Source organism: Micromonospora sp. WMMD714, assembly GCF_029581315.1.
Taxonomy (GTDB): domain Bacteria; phylum Actinomycetota; class Actinomycetes; order Mycobacteriales; family Micromonosporaceae; genus Micromonospora; species Micromonospora rifamycinica.
Window position 1 is genome coordinate 6586743 of the sequence record NZ_CP120744.1, and the last position, 17805, is coordinate 6604547.

General features: G+C 72.0%; 16 protein-coding genes. 6 read left to right on the forward strand and 10 right to left on the reverse strand.

The window, feature by feature from the left end:
- Window positions 1-106: 106 nt before the first annotated feature.
- Window positions 107-1537, reverse strand: a complete 1431-nt coding sequence (sufB, locus tag O7625_RS27980) for a Fe-S cluster assembly protein SufB (protein ID WP_067304352.1) — start codon at window positions 1535-1537, stop codon at window positions 107-109.
- Window positions 1534-2193, reverse strand: coding sequence for an ArsR family transcriptional regulator (locus O7625_RS27985; RefSeq protein ID WP_231932875.1), 660 nt, complete (start codon window positions 2191-2193; stop codon window positions 1534-1536). The genes sufB and O7625_RS27985 overlap by 4 nt, the downstream gene beginning before the upstream one ends.
- A gap of 319 nt (window positions 2194-2512) precedes the next feature.
- On the opposite strand from O7625_RS27985, the gene O7625_RS27990 reads away from it, so the two are divergent.
- On the forward strand, window positions 2513-3460 hold the full coding sequence (locus O7625_RS27990; protein ID WP_282347116.1) for a COX15/CtaA family protein: 948 nt from the start codon (window positions 2513-2515) through the stop codon (window positions 3458-3460).
- 209 nt (window positions 3461-3669) lie between these two features.
- Here the strand turns inward: O7625_RS27990 and O7625_RS27995 are convergent, their stop codons facing one another.
- The 3 genes from O7625_RS27995 to O7625_RS28005 form a co-directional block, all read right to left on the reverse strand.
- Window positions 3670-4596, reverse strand: a complete 927-nt coding sequence (locus tag O7625_RS27995; protein ID WP_282342783.1) for a hypothetical protein — start codon at window positions 4594-4596, stop codon at window positions 3670-3672.
- Entirely contained in the window at window positions 4593-4925 is a 333-nt protein-coding gene (locus O7625_RS28000; RefSeq protein WP_067304356.1) for a hypothetical protein, read from the reverse strand. The genes O7625_RS27995 and O7625_RS28000 overlap by 4 nt, the downstream gene beginning before the upstream one ends.
- Before the next feature lie 387 nt (window positions 4926-5312).
- Window positions 5313-6272, reverse strand: a complete 960-nt coding sequence (locus O7625_RS28005; protein ID WP_282342784.1) for a heme o synthase — start codon at window positions 6270-6272, stop codon at window positions 5313-5315.
- 263 nt (window positions 6273-6535) lie between these two features.
- On the opposite strand from O7625_RS28005, the gene tkt reads away from it, so the two are divergent.
- The 5 genes from tkt (at window position 6536) to pgl (ending at window position 13697) form a co-directional block, all read left to right on the forward strand.
- Window positions 6536-8665, forward strand: coding sequence for a transketolase (gene tkt, locus O7625_RS28010; RefSeq protein ID WP_282266773.1), 2130 nt, complete (start codon window positions 6536-6538; stop codon window positions 8663-8665).
- A gap of 16 nt (window positions 8666-8681) precedes the next feature.
- A complete protein-coding gene (gene tal, locus O7625_RS28015) occupies window positions 8682-9860 on the forward strand; it encodes a transaldolase (protein WP_282342786.1) in 1179 nt (392 codons plus the stop codon).
- Window positions 9861-10122: 262 nt separating this feature from the next.
- Window positions 10123-11688: a glucose-6-phosphate dehydrogenase gene (zwf, locus tag O7625_RS28020; protein WP_231932570.1), complete on the forward strand. Its 1566-nt coding sequence runs from the start codon at window positions 10123-10125 to the stop codon at window positions 11686-11688.
- Between the two features lie 46 nt (window positions 11689-11734).
- On the forward strand, window positions 11735-12751 hold the full coding sequence (locus tag O7625_RS28025) for a glucose-6-phosphate dehydrogenase assembly protein OpcA (RefSeq protein ID WP_282342789.1): 1017 nt from the start codon (window positions 11735-11737) through the stop codon (window positions 12749-12751).
- A 175-nt stretch (window positions 12752-12926) separates the two neighbouring features.
- Window positions 12927-13697, forward strand: a complete 771-nt coding sequence (gene pgl / locus O7625_RS28030) for a 6-phosphogluconolactonase (RefSeq protein WP_067304451.1) — start codon at window positions 12927-12929, stop codon at window positions 13695-13697.
- A gap of 139 nt (window positions 13698-13836) precedes the next feature.
- On the opposite strand, the gene O7625_RS28035 is transcribed toward pgl, so the two are convergent.
- From O7625_RS28035 to gap, 5 genes are all read right to left on the reverse strand, one after another.
- Window positions 13837-14181: an RNA polymerase-binding protein RbpA gene (locus tag O7625_RS28035; protein WP_282342792.1), complete on the reverse strand. Its 345-nt coding sequence runs from the start codon at window positions 14179-14181 to the stop codon at window positions 13837-13839.
- A 128-nt stretch (window positions 14182-14309) separates the two neighbouring features.
- Entirely contained in the window at window positions 14310-14570 is a 261-nt protein-coding gene (gene secG / locus O7625_RS28040; protein ID WP_067304373.1) for a preprotein translocase subunit SecG, read from the reverse strand.
- 95 nt (window positions 14571-14665) lie between these two features.
- Entirely contained in the window at window positions 14666-15457 is a 792-nt protein-coding gene (gene tpiA / locus O7625_RS28045) for a triose-phosphate isomerase (protein ID WP_282342794.1), read from the reverse strand.
- Entirely contained in the window at window positions 15457-16662 is a 1206-nt protein-coding gene (locus O7625_RS28050; protein ID WP_282342796.1) for a phosphoglycerate kinase, read from the reverse strand. Before O7625_RS28050 ends, tpiA begins: the two co-directional genes overlap by 1 nt.
- On the reverse strand, window positions 16659-17663 hold the full coding sequence (gene gap / locus O7625_RS28055) for a type I glyceraldehyde-3-phosphate dehydrogenase (RefSeq protein WP_282342798.1): 1005 nt from the start codon (window positions 17661-17663) through the stop codon (window positions 16659-16661). Before gap ends, O7625_RS28050 begins: the two co-directional genes overlap by 4 nt.
- Between the last annotated feature and the right edge of the window lie 142 nt (window positions 17664-17805).

Here is a 17805-nt window from a genome sequence, read left to right on the forward strand (position 1 = left end):
CTGTCTGTCCGTGACGACGGTGTCATTGAGCGGAGGGTGGGTCGGGCCGGTCGCGGGCCGGGCCGCTGCGGGCAGGTCGGTACCCGATGCGGCCCGACGGGCGGCGTCAGCCGACCGCGCCCTCCATCTGGAGTTCGATCAGACGGTTGAGCTCCAGGGCGTACTCCATCGGGAGTTCCTTGGCGATCGGCTCGATGAAGCCCCGCACGATCATCGCCATCGCCTCGTCCTCGCTCAGCCCCCGGCTCATCAGGTAGAAGAGCTGGTCGTCGCTGATCTTGGAAACGGTCGCCTCGTGCCCCATCGACACGTCGTCCTCGCGGATGTCGACGTAGGGGTAGGTGTCCGAGCGGGAGATGGTGTCGACCAGCAGCGCGTCGCACTTGACCGTGCTCCGGCTGTGGTGCGAACCCTCCAGCACCTGCACCAGACCCCGGTACGAGGTACGGCCGCCGCCCCGGGCGATCGACTTCGACACGATGGTGCTGCTGGTGTGCGGCGCCGCGTGCACCATCTTGGCCCCGGCGTCCTGGTGCTGGCCCTCGCCGGCCATCGCCACCGAGAGCACCTCGCCCTTGGCGTGCTCGCCGGTCATGTAGACCGCGGGGTACTTCATGGTGACCTTGGAGCCGATGTTGCCGTCGACCCACTCCATAGTCGCGCCCTCGTGGCAGACGGCCCGCTTGGTGACCAGGTTGTAGACGTTGTTCGACCAGTTCTGGATGGTCGTGTAGCGGCACCGCGCGTTCTTCTTGACGATGATCTCGACGACCGCGCTGTGCAGCGAGTCGGACGAGTAGAGCGGCGCGGTGCAGCCCTCGACGTAGTGCACGTACGCGCCCTCGTCGACGATGATCAGCGTCCGCTCGAACTGGCCCATGTTCTCGGTGTTGATCCGGAAGTACGCCTGGAGCGGGATCTCCACGTGCACGCCCTTCGGCACGTAGATGAACGAGCCGCCGGACCACACGGAGGTGTTCAGCGCGGCGAACTTGTTGTCGCCGACCGGGATCACCGTGCCGAAGTACTCCTTGAAGATGTCCTCGTGCTCCTTGAGGGCGGTGTCGGTGTCGAGGAAGACGACACCCTGCTCCTCCAGGTCCTCACGGATCTTGTGGTAGACCACCTCGGACTCGTACTGCGCGGCGACCCCGGCGACCAGCCGCTGCTTCTCCGCCTCGGGGATGCCCAGCCGGTCGTAGGTGTTCTTGATGTCCTCCGGCAGGTCCTCCCAGCTGGTGGCCTGCTTCTCGGTGGAGCGCACGAAGTACTTGATGTTGTCGAAGTCGATCCCGGTGAGGTCGGCGCCCCAGGACGGCATCGGCTTGCGGCCGAACAGCCGCAGGCCCTTCAGCCGCAGGTCGAGCATCCAGGCCGGCTCGTTCTTCTTCGCCGAGATGTCCCGCACCACCGCCTCGTTGATGCCGCGCTGGGCCGCGGCCCCGGCGACGTCGGAGTCGGACCAGCCGTACTCGTACCGACCGAGGGCGGCGAGCTGCTCTTCCTGGGTCAGGGGCTGGACGATCTGCTCGGTCATCTATCTGTCCTCACAGTGGTGACGGTGTTACCGGACTGGGCGCGCGGCTGGGTCGGAATGTGCGTGGTGCACACCCCGTCGCCGTGCGCGATGGTGGCCAGGCGCTGCACGTGGGTGCCGACCAGGCGGGAGATGACCGCCGTCTCGGCCTCGCACAGCTGGGGGAACTCGGCGGCCACGTGCGCCACCGGGCAGTGGTGCTGGCAGAGCTGCCCGCCGGAGGCGATCGTGGACGCGTTGGCAGCGTAGCCCTCGGCGGTGAGCGCACCGGCGAGCGCCTCGGAACGGGCGAGCGGATCGTCGCCGGCGTCCTCCATGGCGGCCCGGCAGCGGGCCTCCAGCGCGGCGACCTGGTCGGCGGCGAACGCCTCGACCGCGTCGGGGCCACCGTTGCGGGCGATCCACCGCAGCGCGGCGGTGGCCATGTTGTCGTAGTGGTGGGTGCCGCAGCGCACCCGGGCCGCGTCGGTGAGCAGGAAGACCTTCGCCGGTCGACCCCGACCCCGGCTGCCCCGCACGGTCTGCTCCCGGGCGAGCACGTCGCCGTCGGCCAGCATCGCGTCGAGGTGCCGGCGGATCGCGGCGGGGCTGAGGCCGAGCGCCGAGCCGAGCTGACCGGCCGTGGTCGCCCCCTGCGCCAGCAGCAGCTGGGTCACCCGGTCCCGGGTGGAAAGATCGGTGGACGCGGCCGACGCCGGCTGCGGCGCGGCCCGCCGCCCGACCTCCGGCCCGGCGGCCCGGCCGGCACGCCGGGACCGCGAACCCGCCCCGACGGCCGGGGCGGCCGTCGGCGGGTGCCCGGAGAGCGCCGCCGCGTTTTTCACAACGCCAACGTTACGTAATTCGCCGGGGGGCCGCAAACGAGACCCCGGTGATTCCGCCCACCGGAGCGGCGGAGTCACCCGATCGGGCTCCACTACGGTGCGTAGGATTCGCGGCGTGAAGCGATCCGTCCGGTTCCCGGTTCCCGCCGCGCTGGTCCGCCTGCTCGACCGGTATCCGGTCTCGACCACCCTGCTGCGCCGTCTCGCGTACGCCTCGATCGTGGCCAACGTGGCCATCGTGGTGACCGGCGGGGCGGTCCGGCTCACCGCGTCGGGGCTCGGCTGCCCCACCTGGCCCCGGTGCACCGACGCGTCGTACACCACCACGGCCGAGATGGGCGTGCACGGCGTGATCGAGTTCGGCAACCGGCTGCTCACCTTCGCCGTCGGGGCGATCGCCCTGGCCACCCTGCTGGCCGTGCTGGCCCACCGGCCCCGGCGCACCGGGCTGCTCCCGCTGGCCGTCGCCGTGTTCCTCGGCATCCCGGCGCAGGCCGTGCTCGGCGGGATCACCGTGCTGACCAACCTCAACCCGTGGGTGGTCGGGCTGCACTTCCTCGCCTCGATGGCGGTCATCGCGGCGGCGTACGCCCTCTGGCGGCGGGTGGTCGACCCCGACGGCCCGGCGGTGCCGGTGGTGCCCGGGCCGCTGCGCACGCTGGCCCGGCTCACCACCGCGGTCAGTGTCGCGGTGCTGGTCGTCGGTACCTGGGTGACCGGCAGCGGCCCGCACGCCGGCGACCACGGCGCGGCCCGCAACGGGCTGGACCCGGAGACGATCTCCCAGGTGCACGCCGACGGGGTGTTTCTGCTGATCGGCCTCTCCGTCGCCCTGGTCCTGGCGTTGCGGGCGGTCGGCGCGACCGGCCCGGCCCGCGCCGCCCTGGTGCTGGTGGCGGTGGAGCTGGGACAGGGCCTGATCGGCTTCGTGCAGTACTTCACCCAGCTGCCCGCCGTGCTGGTCGCCGCGCACATGCTCGGCTCCTGCCTGGTGCTGCTGGCCACCCTGGCGGTGCTCTGGTCGACCCGGCAGCGCCGGGAACTCCCGACCGGCCCGGCGCGGACCCCGCCCGGAGAGCGGATCCCGGCCACCGTCTGAGCACCCCTCCCCGACCCTCCACCCCGGCACGCCCGCGCCCGCGGGGCCGCGCCGCCAAGATCGCGCTCGAACCACGTTGTAGTGGCATCCTCACCGCGGAAGGCCACTACAACGTGTAAGTAGCAAGATCTTGCCCGGCAGGCGTCCGCGGGACGGCCCGACCGGGCGCAGGCGCGGCGGCCCGGAAAGGTAGGACGGCCGGGGCGGGGTCAGCGGCGGGCGAGGTGGGTCAGCACGGCGTCGGCGAGGCGGTCGGGGGCACCGTCGGCGTGGCCGAGGAACAGTGACGGCTCGGTCAGCTCCAGCTCGATCAGCACGGGTGTGCCGTCCGGCCCCGGGATCAGGTCGACCCGGGCGTAGAGCAGCCGCCGCGACCCGCCCGGCACCTCGGCCAGCACCCGCGCGGCGACGGCCAGCTGCTCGTCGGTGGCGGCGCGCGGGCTGATCCGCTCCGGCTTGTAGAGCCCCTCGACGCCCGGGTCCGGGCCGTCGAGCATGGCGCCCTTGCGGATGGCGTGGCTGAAGGCCAGGCCGTCCGGGCCGGCGAAGAAGAGCAGCGCGGTCTCCCCGACGGTGTCCACCGCCGCCAGGTACGGCTGGACCATGGCGACCCGGCCGGCGGCCGACAGCCGGCGGACGTGCCCAACGGCCAGTTCCCGGTGCCCCGGGTCGGTCAGGTCGTAGCGGCCGGTGTCCTGGCTGCCGACGCTGACCGCCGGCTTCACCACGTACTCGCCCGGGGTGGCGGGCGGCTCCCAGGGGGTTCCCGGCTCGATCCAGGAGGTCGGCACGGTGGGCGCCCCGGCGTCGGCGAGCGCGCCGAGGTAGCGCTTGTCGGTGTTCCACTCCACCACGTCGGCCGGGTTGACCAGGGTCGGCACCCGCCGCGCCCAGCCGACGAACTCGTCCCGGCGGGGCACGTAGTCCCAGGGCGACCGGAGGACGACCAGGTCGTACCGCTCCCAGTCCACCCCGGGGTCGTCCCAGACGGCGGCCTCGACGGTGACGCCCCGCGCCGCCAGCGGAGCGACCACGAGCCGGTCGTCCGGGTAGAGGTCGGCGAAGCGGGAGCAGGTGACGAGAGCGACCCGGGGTTCCCCCCGGGTCGGCTGGTGGGTCGGGTGGTGGTCCGTCAACGGGACATCGTGCGTCGGGCCATCGACCGCCAGAGGTCGTTGCTCGGCCGCATCTGGTCCATCAGTTCACGCTCCCAGGCGTTCTCGACGGTGACGCCCGCCTGGGCGCACGCCTCCCGGGCGGTCACGGTGTCCTCGGCGAACTGGTCGCCCCACACACCGTCCGCACCGACCAGGACGATCCGTGCGCCACGCTTGCCGACGTACTCGATGACCGCCTTCGCGCCGCCGTGTCCGGCGGCGAAGGACCTGAGGCCCGAGACCAGCCCGGTGGGGGCCGGCTCGGCGGTCTGTTCAGCCGTCAGCGTCGTATCGGAACCTTCTGCCATGGGCGAAGCCTAAGCAGACCGGCCCCCCTACGCGCGAGAATCATGAACTATTTGTGATACCAATTACCCGAGGGTTTATCGCAAATACCGGGGGATATTGCCCGGACATGTCGGATAAATGCGGGCGTAATGGTCTGACCGCATCGTCCCCGCGCGTCCGGCTTGCCCCAGCTGGTCGCGCCCGGAGAAAATCTCACCATCCGGACATGATTTCCGCCGGCCGACGGGGGATCGGGGACGTCGTGCCACCGCCCGCCCGGGTCCGCCCCCGCCGTGACCGACCCGCCGACCGGCGCGGACGTTCCGCCCGAAGGCCGCCCGCCGACGGGAGACGCCGCACGTCGGCCCGGGAGACGCCGTGCGCCGACCCGGGAGACGCCGTGCCCGTCAGAGCAGAGCGTCGAGGGCCACGGCGGCGAAGACGATGGTCAGGTAGGTGGTCGACCAGTGGAACAGGCGCATCGGCTTGACCGGCTCGCCCCGGGTCACCCGTCGGCAGAGCTTGTGCGCCTCGACCAGGAAGACCGCGCCCACCACCGCGGTCGGCACCCCGTAGACCGCGCTCATGCCCAGCGGCCACAGCGCCAGCGAGGTCGCCACGGTCAGCCAGGCGAAGACCAGGATCTCGGCGTTGACCCGCCGGGCCGAGGCCACCACGGGCAGCATCGGGATGCCGGCGCGGGCATAGTCGTCCTTGTATTTCATGGCCAGCGGGTAGAAGTGCGGCATCTGCCAGAAGAAGACCACCGCGAACAGCGCCCAGGCCGGCGCCGCCAACGACCCGGTCACCGCGGCCCACCCGATCAGTACCGGAGCCGCCCCGCACGCCCCGCCCCAGAAGGTGTTCGCCGTCGTGGTCCGCTTGAGCCACAGCGTGTACACCAGGTCGTAGTAGGCGATCGCGGCCAGCGTCAGCGCGGCGGCCAACAGGTTGGTGAACGTCGCCATCAGCGCGACCGACACCGCCGCCAGCACCAGCCCGAAGACCAGGGCGCTGCGGGGCGAGACGGTGTGCGCCGGCAGCGGACGCCGCTTGGTCCGCCGCATCAACTGGTCGATGTCCCGGTCGATGTAGCAGTTCAGCACGCTCGCCGCACCGGCGGCCAACGAGCCGCCCACCAGCACCACGGCCATCAGCCACAGCGACGGCAGGCCACCGTCGGCGAGCATCATCGCCGGCACCGTGGTCACCAGCAGCAGCTCCACGATGCGCGGCTTGGTGAGCGTCACGTAGGCGGACACCACCGCCCGCACGTCCCGCCGGCCCGTCGCCGGCTCCCGGCTCACCGTGCGCACCGGCGGCTGCCCGGCAGGATTGCTGACGGGGCGCTCGGTGATCATGCTCACGGATTGCCACCTTCCGGCGTCGCCAGGGGAGATTCGGTCCGGCGGAACCCACCGGGTCCGCACACCGCACCACACACTACGCGTCGTCGTTTTCGCTGCCCGGCCGACCCGACAACGGTGCGGGCCGTCACACCTGGCGGGTGACCGAACGATCCGGCCCGCCCGTACGTAACTGCCTGCTGAGATCCCCGGGCGGACGTTTAGACCCGCTCGATAGGGTCACCACTGAGGGTTCCGCCCATCTGCCGAGGAGCACAACCATAGTGGCTGCCAACCGACCCGCACTCAACTGGACCGACCTCGACCGCCGGGCCGTCGACACCGTCCGCGTCCTGGCCATGGATGCCGTGGAGAAATCCGGCAACGGCCACCCCGGCACCGCGATGAGCCTCGCGCCCGCGGCGTACCTGCTGTTCAACCGGGTGATGCGGCACAACCCGGCCGATCCGAACTGGCCCGGCCGGGACCGGTTCGTGCTGTCCGCCGGGCACTCCAGCCTGACGCTCTACATCCAGCTCTTCCTCTCCGGCTACCCGCTGAGCCTGGACGACCTGAAGTCGCTGCGGCAGTGGGGCTCACTCACCCCGGGCCACCCGGAGCACGGGCACACCCCGGGTGTCGAGACCACCACCGGCCCGCTCGGGCAGGGTCTGGGCAACGCGGTCGGCATGGCCATGGCGGCCCGCCGGGAGCGCGGCCTGTTCGACCCGGAGAGCGAGCCGGGCGCGTCGGTCTTCGACCACCAGATCTGGTGCATCGCCTCCGACGGCGACATCGAGGAGGGCATCAGCCACGAGGCGAGCGCGCTGGCCGGACACCAGCAGCTCGGCAACCTCACCCTGATCTACGACGACAACGAGATCTCGATCGAGGACGACACCCGGATCGCCAAGAGCGAGGACGTGGCGGCCCGCTACGCGGCGTACGGCTGGCACGTGCAGACCGTCGACTGGCGGGCCGGCGACGCCGACCAGGGCGACTACCACGAGGACGTCGAGGCGCTGTACCAGGCGCTGCTGGCCGCGAAGGCGGAGACCGGCCGCCCCTCGTTCATCGCGCTGCGCACCATCATCGGCTGGCCCGCGCCCAACAAGAAGAACACCGGCAAGATCCACGGCTCGGCGCTCGGCGCCGACGAGGTGAAGGCCACCAAGGAGATCCTCGGCTTCGACCCGCAGCAGAGCTTCCAGGTCGACGAGGACGTGCTCGCCCACGCGCGGGGGGTGCTGACCCGCGGCGACGAGGCCGAGCAGGCGTGGACCGGCGAGTTCGACGGCTGGGCGCAGGCCAACCCGGAGCGCAAGGCGCTCTACGACCGGATCGCCGGCCGGGTGCTGCCGCAGGGCTGGACGGACGCGCTGCCGACCTTCCCCGCCGACGCCAAGGGCGTGGCCACCCGGGCCGCCTCCGGCAAGGTGCTGGAGGCGCTCGCCCCGGTGCTGCCGGAGCTGTGGGGCGGCTCGGCCGACCTGGCCGAGAGCAACAACACCACCATGAAGGGCGAGCCGTCGTTCATCCCGGCCGCCCACGCCACCAAGGACTTCCCGGGCCACGAGTACGGCCGCACGCTGCACTTCGGCATCCGTGAGCACGCCATGGGCGCGATCCTCAACGGCATCGCCCTGCACGGCGGCACCCGCCCCTACGGTGGCACCTTCCTGGTGTTCAGCGACTACATGCGCCCCTCGGTACGGCTCGCCGCCCTGATGAAGCTGCCGGTGACGTACGTCTGGACGCACGACTCGATCGGCCTCGGCGAGGACGGCCCGACCCACCAGCCGGTGGAGCACCTGACCGCGCTGCGCGCCATCCCCGGCCTGGACGTGGTCCGGCCCGCCGACGCCAACGAGACCGCCTGGGCCTGGCGGCAGGCGCTGGAGCACACCGACCGGCCGACCGCGCTGGCGCTGAGCCGGCAGCCGCTGCCGACCCTGGACCGCCAGACGTACGCAGGCGCGGAGGGCACCGCCAAGGGCGGCTACGTGCTGGCCGAGGCGTCCAACGGCAAGCCGCAGGTGATCATCGTGGGCACCGGTTCCGAGGTGCAGCTCTGCCTCACCGCCCGGGAGCGGCTGGAGGCCGACGGCACCCCCACCCGGGTCGTCTCGATGCCCTGCCAGGAGTGGTTCTACGAGCAGGACGAGGCGTACCGCGAGTCGGTGCTGCCGCGCGGGGTCAAGGCCCGGGTCAGCGTGGAGGCCGGCATCGGGATGTCCTGGCGGGGCATCGTCGGTGACCTGGGCGAGAGCGTCAGCCTGGAGCACTACGGCGCGAGCGCCCCGCACACCGTGCTGTTCGAGCAGTTCGGCTTCACCCCCGACCGGATCGTCGCCGCCGCGCACGCGGCGCTGACCCGGGTGGGCGACATCACCGGTTTCACGACCGGCAACTGAGGGGAGCGTGGACGACATGACGGACAGACTGGGTGACCTCACCGCCGCCGGAGTGGCGGTCTGGCTCGACGACCTTTCCCGGGTACGGCTGAGCTCCGGCGGGCTGGACCGGCTCCGCCGCGAGCAGCACGTGGCCGGGGTGACCACCAACCCGACCATCTTCGCCAAGGCGCTCAGCGACGCCGACGAGTACAACTGGCAGTTGAAGGACCTCGCCACCCGGGGCATCGAGGTGGAAGAGGCGGTCCGGATGCTGACCACCTACGACGTGCGCTGGGCGTGCGACGTGATGCGCCCGTCGTACGACGGCAGCGACGGCGTCGACGGCCGGGTCTCCATCGAGGTCGACCCCCGGGTCGCCCACGACACCGACAGGACGGTGGCCGAGGCCAAGGCGCTGTGGTGGCTGGTGGACCGGCCCAACCTCTACATCAAGATCCCGGCGACCGAGGAGGGACTGGCCGCGATCACCGCGACCCTGGCCGAGGGGATCAGCGTCAACGTCACGCTGATCTTCGGGCTGGACCGCTACTCGGCGGTGATGGAGGCGTTCCTCGCCGGCCTGGAGCAGGCGAAGGCCAACGGTCACGACCTGTCCACCATCGGCTCGGTGGCCTCGTTCTTCGTCTCCCGGGTCGACTCCGAGATCGACAAGCAGCTCGACAAGATCGGTTCCGAGGAGGCCAAGGCGCTGCGCGGCAAGGCCGCCGTGGCCAACGCCCAGCTCGCCTACGAGCGCTACACCGAGGTCTTCTCCTCTGACCGGTGGCAGGCGCTGGCCGACGCCGGCGCCCACCCGCAGCGCCCGCTGTGGGCGTCCACCTCGACCAAGAACCCGGACTACCGGGACGTGATCTACGTCGAGGAGCTGATCGCCCCCGGCACCGTCAACACCATGCCGGAGTCGGTGGTCCAGGCGTACGCCGAGCACGGGGAGACCCGGGGCGACACCATCACCGGCGCGTACGACGCCGCCCGGCAGGTCTTCGCCGACCTGGCCGCCGTCGGCATCGACATGGACGCGGTGATCGCCACCCTGGAGCGGGAGGGCGTGGAGAAGTTCGAGGCGAGCTGGAGTGAGCTGCTCGACGGCGTCCGCACGTCGCTGGCCGCCGCGGCGCAGGGCAGCGGCGCCCCGAACGAGGCCGCCAAGGGCAACGCCGAGGCGGCCCAGCGGGCCGGGGGAAACGCGTGACCGACGGCGTAGCCGGCGTCGCGGGGCCGGGCCGCCCCGCGACGCGCCACGTCGGCGTCACCGCGGCACCGGCGGCGACGTGAGTGACCTGCCGACCGGCCCGGCCGACGCCGACGCCGGTCCCGCGGTGCCCGGAGCGGACGTGGTCGAACCGACCGCGTCCGCTCCGGCGCCGGCTGCCCTGTACGCGCAGGGCCTCCCGGTGGCACCATCCGACCGGGACCTTTCGGCGGCCCCCGGCCGTGCTGACGGTGACCGGACGATGGCGGACGTGACGATGGACGACATGCACCAGACGGAGCGAGGAGGCGGCGTGAATCCGCTGCGCGACGCGCAGGACCGAAGGCTCCCCCGGATCCCGGAGCCGTGCGCCCTGGTGATCTTCGGAGTGACCGGTGACCTGGCGCGCAAGAAGCTGCTGCCGGCGGTTTACGACCTGGCCAACCGGGGGCTGCTGCCACCCGGTTTCGTGGTGCTGGGCTTCGCCCGTCGGGACTGGGGCGACGGCGACTTCGAGGCGCTGGCCCACGAGTCGGCGAAGAAGCACGCCCGGACCCCGTGGCGGGAGGAGGTGTGGTCCCGGCTGGCCGGCAACGTCAAGTTCGTCGGCGGGTCGTTCGACGACGACGCCGCCTTCGACAAGCTCGCGGCGACCCTGAACCAGCTGCGCGACAGCCACGGCATCCACGGCAACGCGGCGTTCTACTTCTCCATCCCCCCGACGGCGTTCCCGGTGGTGCTCAAGCAGCTGGCCCGCACCGGCATGGCCGACAACGAGAAGTGCGGCGGCTGGCGGCGGGTGGTGGTGGAGAAGCCGTTCGGCAACGACCTGCCGTCGGCCAAGGAGCTCAACGACCTGGTCGACGACGTGTTCACCCGGCAGGACGTCTTCCGGATCGACCACTACCTCGGCAAGGAGACGGTCCAGAACATCCTCGCCCTGCGCTTCGCCAACAACCTCTTCGAGCCCCTGTGGAACTCGAAGTACGTCGACTCGGTGCAGATCACCATGGCCGAGGACGTCGGCATCGGCTCCCGGGCCGGCTTCTACGACTCGGTCGGCACCGCCCGCGACGTGCTCCAGAACCACCTGCTCCAACTGCTCGCCCTGGTCGCCATGGAGGAGCCCACCAGCTTCGACGCCGACGAGATCCGGGCCGAGAAGCTGAAGGTGCTCAAGGCGATCACCCTGCCGAAGGACGTCGCCCGGGGCACCGTACGCGGCCAGTACCTGCCCGGCTGGGTGGGCGGCGAACGGGCCGTCGGCTACCTCGACGAGGACGGCGTCCCCGGTGACTCCACCACCGAGACGTACGTCGCCGTGGAGCTGGGCATCCAGAACCGCCGCTGGGCGGGGGTGCCGTTCTACATCCGGGCCGGCAAGCGGCTGCCGCGGCGGGTGACCGAGGTGGCCATCATGTTCAAGAAGGCCCCGCACCTGCCGTTCAACGCCGCCGACATGGAGTCGCTGGGCAACAACCAGCTCGTCATCCGGGTGCAGCCGGACGAGGGCGTGGTGCTCAAGTTCGGCTCGAAGGTGCCCGGCACCACCATGGAGGTCCGCGACATCGCGATGGACTTCCAATACGGCGAGGCGTTCACCGAGTCCAGCCCCGAGGCGTACGAACGGCTGGTGCTGGACGTGCTGATCGGCGACCGGACGCTCTTCCCGGACGCCTCCGAGGTGGAACAGAGCTGGGCGGTGGTGGACCCGTTGGAACACGCCTGGGAGGGCACCAAGCCGGAGCCGTACCGCTCCGGCGAGTGGGGCCCCCGGGCCGCCGACGAGATGCTGGCCCGCGAGGGCCGCGCCTGGCGGCGGGCGTGAACGGCCACGAGGGCAGCAGGCACAGCGGGCGGACCGGGAGGCACCAGTGATCGGGCTGTGGGACACCACCGGCAACGAGGTGGTCAAGGCACTCGCCGCCGAGCGGCGGAGCGCGGGCGGGGTGGCCAGCGGGATGGCGCTGACCCTGATCGTGGTGGTCGACGAGAAGCGGGTCCGGGACGCGGAGGCGGCGGCCACCATCGCCGCCGCCGCCCACCCCTGCCGGCTGCTCGTGGTCGTCCGCGCCGACGTGGAGCGGGAACGTAACCGGCTGGACGCGGAGATCGTGGTCGGCGGCCGGCTGGGGCCGTGCGAGGCGGTGGTGACCCGGATGTACGGCCGGCTCGCCCTGCACGCCGAATCGGTGGTGATGCCGCTGCTGGTGCCGGACGTGCCGGTGGTCACCTGGTGGCACGGCGAGCCACCGACGGAGATCGCCACCGACTTCCTCGGGGTGGTCGCCGACCGGCGGATCACCGACTGCGCGCAGGCGGCCGACCCGATCGAGGCGCTGCGGGAACGGGCCCGGGACTACGCCCCCGGCGACACCGACCTCGCCTGGACCCGGATCACCCCGTGGCGCACCCTGGTCGCCGGGGCGTTCGACACCACCGAGGCCCGGGTCACCGAGGCGACAGTGGTGGCCCCGCGCCGGGATCCGACGGCGGCGCTGATGCAGGGCTGGCTGGCCGCCCGGCTCGGCATCGAGCCGCAGTGGCAGCACACCGACGACCACCCGCGGATGCGTCAGGTGCAGCTGCGCTGCGCCAACGGCGACGAGCTGACGCTGACCCGGGACGACAGCCTGGCCACGTTCCGGCGTACCGGCCAGGACGACCGGGTGCTGCCGCTGGTGCGTCGCCCGCTCGGTGACGAGCTGGCCGAGGAGCTGCGCCGGCTCGACGCCGACCAGGTCTACGCCGAGGCGTTGGGCGCGGCGGCCGGCCTGTCGGGCCTGGAGCAGCGCCCGTCGCAGCGGGTGCACGTCTGGAAGGACCCGGCCACCGCGCGGCGGGCGGAGGCGGGCGTGAGCACGCACGCCGGCACCAGCGCGGCGTCCTAGACCGTAGGCCGGTGGGTGGTCCTCCGGGTCGCCCACCGGCCGGTCCGGGCGGCGACGGGCCTGTCATCCGCCCGGCCCGGCATGACGCGACTCCCCGGTGACAGCCGGCACCCGGCGGGCCGACCGGTCCCGCCACGACGAGCAGGACCGCGCCGAGCGGTCGGGAAAGGCCAAGATGAGTGAGGCGAGTGTCGCCGTGCACGCCGACGCCGACCTGCTGGCGCAGGCGGTGGCGGCCCGGCTGGTGGTGAAGCTGCTCGACGCGCAGGCGGAGCGGGGTGCGGCGTCGATCGTGCTGACCGGCGGTCGGATCGCCGCGGCGGTGCACCGGGCGGTGGTCGCGCTGCCCGCCCACGACGCGGTCGACTGGTCCCGGGTGGACGTCTGGTGGGGCGACGAGCGCTTCCTGCCGGCCGGCGACCCGGAACGCAACGAGACGCAGGCCCGGGCCGCGCTGCTGGACCTGGTGCCGTTGGACCCGGCCCGGGTGCATCCGATGCCGGCCACCGACGGCCCCACCGGCGACGACCCGGAGGCCGGCGCCGCCGCGTACGCCGAGGAGCTGGCGCGGGCGGCCCGGCCCGGTCACGCCGCGCTGCCCCACTTCGACGTGCTGATGCTGGGCGTCGGCGAGGACGGGCACGTGGCGTCGGTCTTCCCCGAGCACCCGGTGCACCACGACAGCCGGCCGGTCAGCGCGGTGCGGGGCAGCCCGAAGCCGCCACCGGTGCGGACCACCCTGACCCTGCCGTCGATCAACACCGCCGAGGAGGTCTGGCTGGTCGCCAGCGGGGCCGACAAGGCGCGGGCGGTGGGGATGGCGCTGGCCGGAGCCGGCCCGAAGCAGTTGCCGGCGGCCGGGGTGCAGGGCGTCTCGCGGACCCTCTGGCTGCTCGACCGGGCGGCGGCGGCCGACGTGCCGCCCCGGCTGCGCAGCCTGCGCTGAGCCCCCGGGCGACCCGGCCGTACTGAAGCCCCCGGGGCGACCCGGCCGCGCGGGCCGGGTCAGCGCGCCCGCGCCGCCGTGGTCGTGTCCGGCCGCCGCGGCGGCGCAGCGGTCGTTCCCGACCGCGGGGGCGCCGGGGTCACTCCCGGCCGCGGCGGCGGCGCAGCGCGGCCAGTGCCTCGTTCAGCAGCGCCTCCCCCTCCTGGGGGGTACGGCGCTCCTTCACGTACGCCAGGTGGGTCTTGTAGGGCTCGGGGCGGGTGCGTCCGGGCGGGTTCTGGGCGTCCCGCCCGGCCGGCAGCCCGCAGCGCGGGCAGTCCCAGACCGCCGGCTCCTCGGCGTCCAACGCCAACCGGATCTCGGTGGCGTGGTCGTTGCGGCACCAGTAGGTGACCGCGCGGCGGGGGGCCGGCTCGTGCCGTTCGGTGGGACGCTCGGGTGCCGACCCGATTCGTGAACCGCGGATGACGTTGCCACTGGCCACTGTTGCTCGCTCCTGTCGTCGGAGGGAACCCGCCGCCGGAGGCGGGCGACGGGCGACGGGACGGAGAAACAAAACTGCGCGCGGTCCGTGACGGACCGCGCGCAGATTGTACGACCTGATCGAGTCGCTCAGGCCCCGCTGTTGAGCTGGAGCCGGAGCCAGAGGCCGAGCCCGACGATGCAGGCGAACCAGACGATGCTCACCAGGACGGTGTAGCGGTCCAGGTTCTTCTCGGCCACCGACGAGCCGGCCAGGCTGGAGCTGACCCCGCCGCCGAACATGCTCGACAGCCCGCCGCCCTTACCCCGGTGCAGCAGGATGAGCATGGTGAGCAGAACGCTCGTGATGACCAGCAACACGATCAACGTGTATGCGAACCAGATCGGCATGGCTGGGGTCAGTCCTCTCGTTACGATCCTCGCCCGGACAGATCGGGCACGGCGGCACCGACCGGTGGACGGGCGGAGTCAAGAATAGCGAGCGATCAGGCGACCGTGTGCTCCGGGAAGCGGCAGATCTTCGCGAACTCCTCGGCGTCCAGGCTCGCCCCGCCCACCAGCGCCCCGTCCACGTCCGGCTGGGACATGATCGATGCGACGTTGGACGACTTGACCGAGCCGCCGTAGAGGATCCGGACCTGGTCGGCGGTGCCCTGGTCGTAGGTCTCGACCAGCCGCTTGCGGACCTCCCCGCAGACCTCCTGGGCGTCCTCGGGGGTGGCGGTCTTGCCGGTGCCGATCGCCCAGACCGGCTCGTACGCGACCACGACCTGGGTGACCTGCTCGGCGGTGAGCCCCTTGAGGGCGCCGTCGAGCTGGTCGCAGCAGTGCGGCACGTGCCGCAGCTGCTCGCGGACCTCCAGGCCCTCACCGATGCAGAGGATCGGGGTCAGCCCGTTGGCCAGCGCGGCGGCCACCTTGGCGTTGACGATCGCGTCGTCCTCGTAGTGGTACTGCCGCCGCTCCGAGTGCCCGACCGTCACGTAGGTGCAGCCCAGCTTGGCCAGCATCGCCCCGGAGATGTCCCCGGTGTACGCGCCGGACTGGTACGGCGAGAGGTCCTGCCCGCCGTAGCCGATGAGCAGCTTGTCGCCGTCCACCGCGGTCTGCACGGTGCGCAGGTCGGTGAAGGGCGGCAGGACCACCGTCTCGACGGCGGTGAGCTGCTGCTCGGTGAGGCTCGCGGCCAGCTTCTGCACCAGCAGGTTGGCCTCGAGGTGGTTGAGGTTCATCTTCCAGTTGCCGGCCATCAGCGGCCGGCGGGTGACGCTCGCCATCAGTTCTCCAGGGCAGCGATGCCGGGGAGGGTCTTGCCCTCCAGGTACTCCAGGGAGGCGCCGCCGCCGGTGGAGATGTGACCGAACGACGACTCGTCCAGCCCGAGCGCCCGGACGGCCGCGGCGGAGTCCCCGCCACCGACCACGGTGAACGCGTCGGTCTTGGTGATCGCCTCGGCGACCCCCCGGGTGCCGTTGGCGAACGCCGGCATCTCGAACACGCCCATCGGGCCGTTCCAGAAGACCGTCTTCGCCCCGGCGAGCGCGGCGGTGAAGCCGGCCACCGTCTCCGGGCCGATGTCCAGGCCGAGCCGGTGGCTGGGGATGCCGTCGGCGGGCACCGTGTCGTGCGCGGCGTCCGGGGCGAAGGCGTCCGCGGCCACCACGTCGACCGGGAGCAGGATCTTGCCGTCGGCACGGGCCAGGAGGTTGCCGCAGGTCTCGACCATCTCCTCCTCCAACAGCGAGGTGCCCACCTCGTGGCCCTGGGCCTTGAGGAAGGTGAAGCACATCCCGCCGCCGATGAGCAGCCGGTCGACGGTCGGCAGCAGCGCCTCGATGACCGCCAGCTTGTCGGAGACCTTGGAACCGCCGAGCACCACCACGTACGGGCGCTCCGGCTCCCCGGTCAGCCGGGACAGCACCTCCACCTCGCGCAGCACCAGCCGGCCCGCGACGTGCGGCAGCCGGGCCGGTACGTCGTGGACGCTGGCGTGCTTGCGGTGCACCGCACCGAACGCGTCGTCCACGTACGCCTCGCCGAACGCGGCGAGCTGGTCGGCGAAGGCCCCCCGCTCGGTGTCGTCCTTGCTGGTCTCCCCCTTGTTGAAGCGGAGGTTCTCCAGCAGGGCGACCTGACCGTCGGCCAGCGCGTCCACCGTGGTGCGGGCGGACTCGCCGACGGTGTCGGTGGCGAAGTGCACCGGCGCGTCGAGCAGCTCGCCGAGCCGCCCGGCGACCGGGCGGAGGCTGTACTGCGGGTCCGGGGCGCCCTTCGGGCGGCCCAGGTGCGAGCAGACCACGACCTTCGCCCCGGCCTGCACGAGCGCGCCCAGGGTGGGCAGGACGGCCCGGATCCGGCCGTCGTCGGTGATCTCCCCGGTCTGCTTGTCGAGCGGGACGTTCAGGTCGGCGCGCACCAGCACGCGCCGACCCGATACCCCCTCGGCGAGCAGGTCGTCGAGGTTGCGGATGCTCGCACTCACAGCGAGGAACCCACCAGCTTGACCAGGTCGACGAGCCGGTTGGAGTAGCCCCACTCGTTGTCGTACCAGCCGACGACCTTGACCTGGTTGCCGATGACCTTGGTCAGCGGCGCGTCGAAGATGCACGACGCCGGGTCGGTGACGATGTCGGACGAGACGATCGGGTCCTCGTTGTAGACCAGGATGCCCTTGAGCGGGCCGTCCGCGGCGGCCTTGATCGCGGCGTTGACCTCGTCCACGCTGGTCTCCCGGCCGACCTCGACGGTCAGGTCGGTGGCCGAGCCGGTCGGGATCGGCACCCGCAGCGCGTAACCGTCCAGCTTGCCCTTGAGCACCGGCAGCACCAGCCCGATCGCCTTGGCGGCGCCGGTCGAGGTGGGGACGATGTTCAGCGCGGCGGCGCGGGCCCGACGCAGGTCCTTGTGCGGCGCGTCCTGGAGGTTCTGGTCCTGGGTGTACGCGTGGATCGTGGTCATCAGGCCCTTCTCGATGCCGAAGGTGTCCTGCAGGACCTTCGCCATCGGGGCCAGGCAGTTCGTGGTGCACGAGGCGTTCGAGATGATCGTGTGCTTGGCCGGGTCGTACTGGTCGTGGTTGACGCCCATGACGACCGTGACGTCCTCGTTCTTCGCCGGGGCGGAGATGATGACCTTCTTGGCCCCGCCGTCGACGTGCGCCTTGGCCTTGGTGCCGTCGGTGAAGAAACCGGTGGACTCGATGACGACGTCCGCGCCGACCTCGCCCCACGCCAGCTTCGACGGGTCCTTCTCGGCGAACGCCTTGATGGTCTTGCCACCGACGGTGATCTCGTCGGCGGTGGCCTTGACCTCGTGCGGCAGACGACCGAGGATGCTGTCGTACTTGAGCAGGTGGGCGAGCGTCGCGTTGTCGGTCAGGTCGTTCACGGCGACGACCTCGATGTCGGCGCCGGACGCCAGCACGGCCCGGAAGAAGTTACGGCCGATGCGGCCGAAGCCGTTGATGCCAACCCGGATGGTCACAGGTCCCATCTCCTCGCGTTCTGGTCCGCCGACGTCAGAACGGGCCGGCGGAGGTGTGTGCGCCGGCCGGTGAGCCGGCCGTTGACGATTCGTCTCGGCCACCCCGCCACGGTCTGGGAGGACCTGACCGCCTGAGGCGGCG

Excerpts from the sequence above, each read along its gene's own strand:
- sufB (WP_067304352.1), bottom strand. The coding sequence starts at position 1,537 with ATGACCGAGCAGATCGTCCAGCCCCTGACCCAGGAAGAGCAGCTCGCC.
- pgl (WP_067304451.1), top strand. The coding sequence starts at position 12,927 with ATGAGTGAGGCGAGTGTCGCCGTGCACGCCGACGCCGACCTGCTGGCG.
- tpiA (WP_282342794.1), bottom strand. The coding sequence starts at position 15,457 with ATGGCGAGCGTCACCCGCCGGCCGCTGATGGCCGGCAACTGGAAGATG.
- O7625_RS28000 (WP_067304356.1), bottom strand. The coding sequence starts at position 4,925 with ATGGCAGAAGGTTCCGATACGACGCTGACGGCTGAACAGACCGCCGAG.
- tal (WP_282342786.1), top strand. The coding sequence starts at position 8,682 with ATGACGGACAGACTGGGTGACCTCACCGCCGCCGGAGTGGCGGTCTGG.
- secG (WP_067304373.1), bottom strand. The coding sequence starts at position 14,570 with ATGCCGATCTGGTTCGCATACACGTTGATCGTGTTGCTGGTCATCACG.
- zwf (WP_231932570.1), top strand. The coding sequence starts at position 10,123 with ATGGCGGACGTGACGATGGACGACATGCACCAGACGGAGCGAGGAGGC.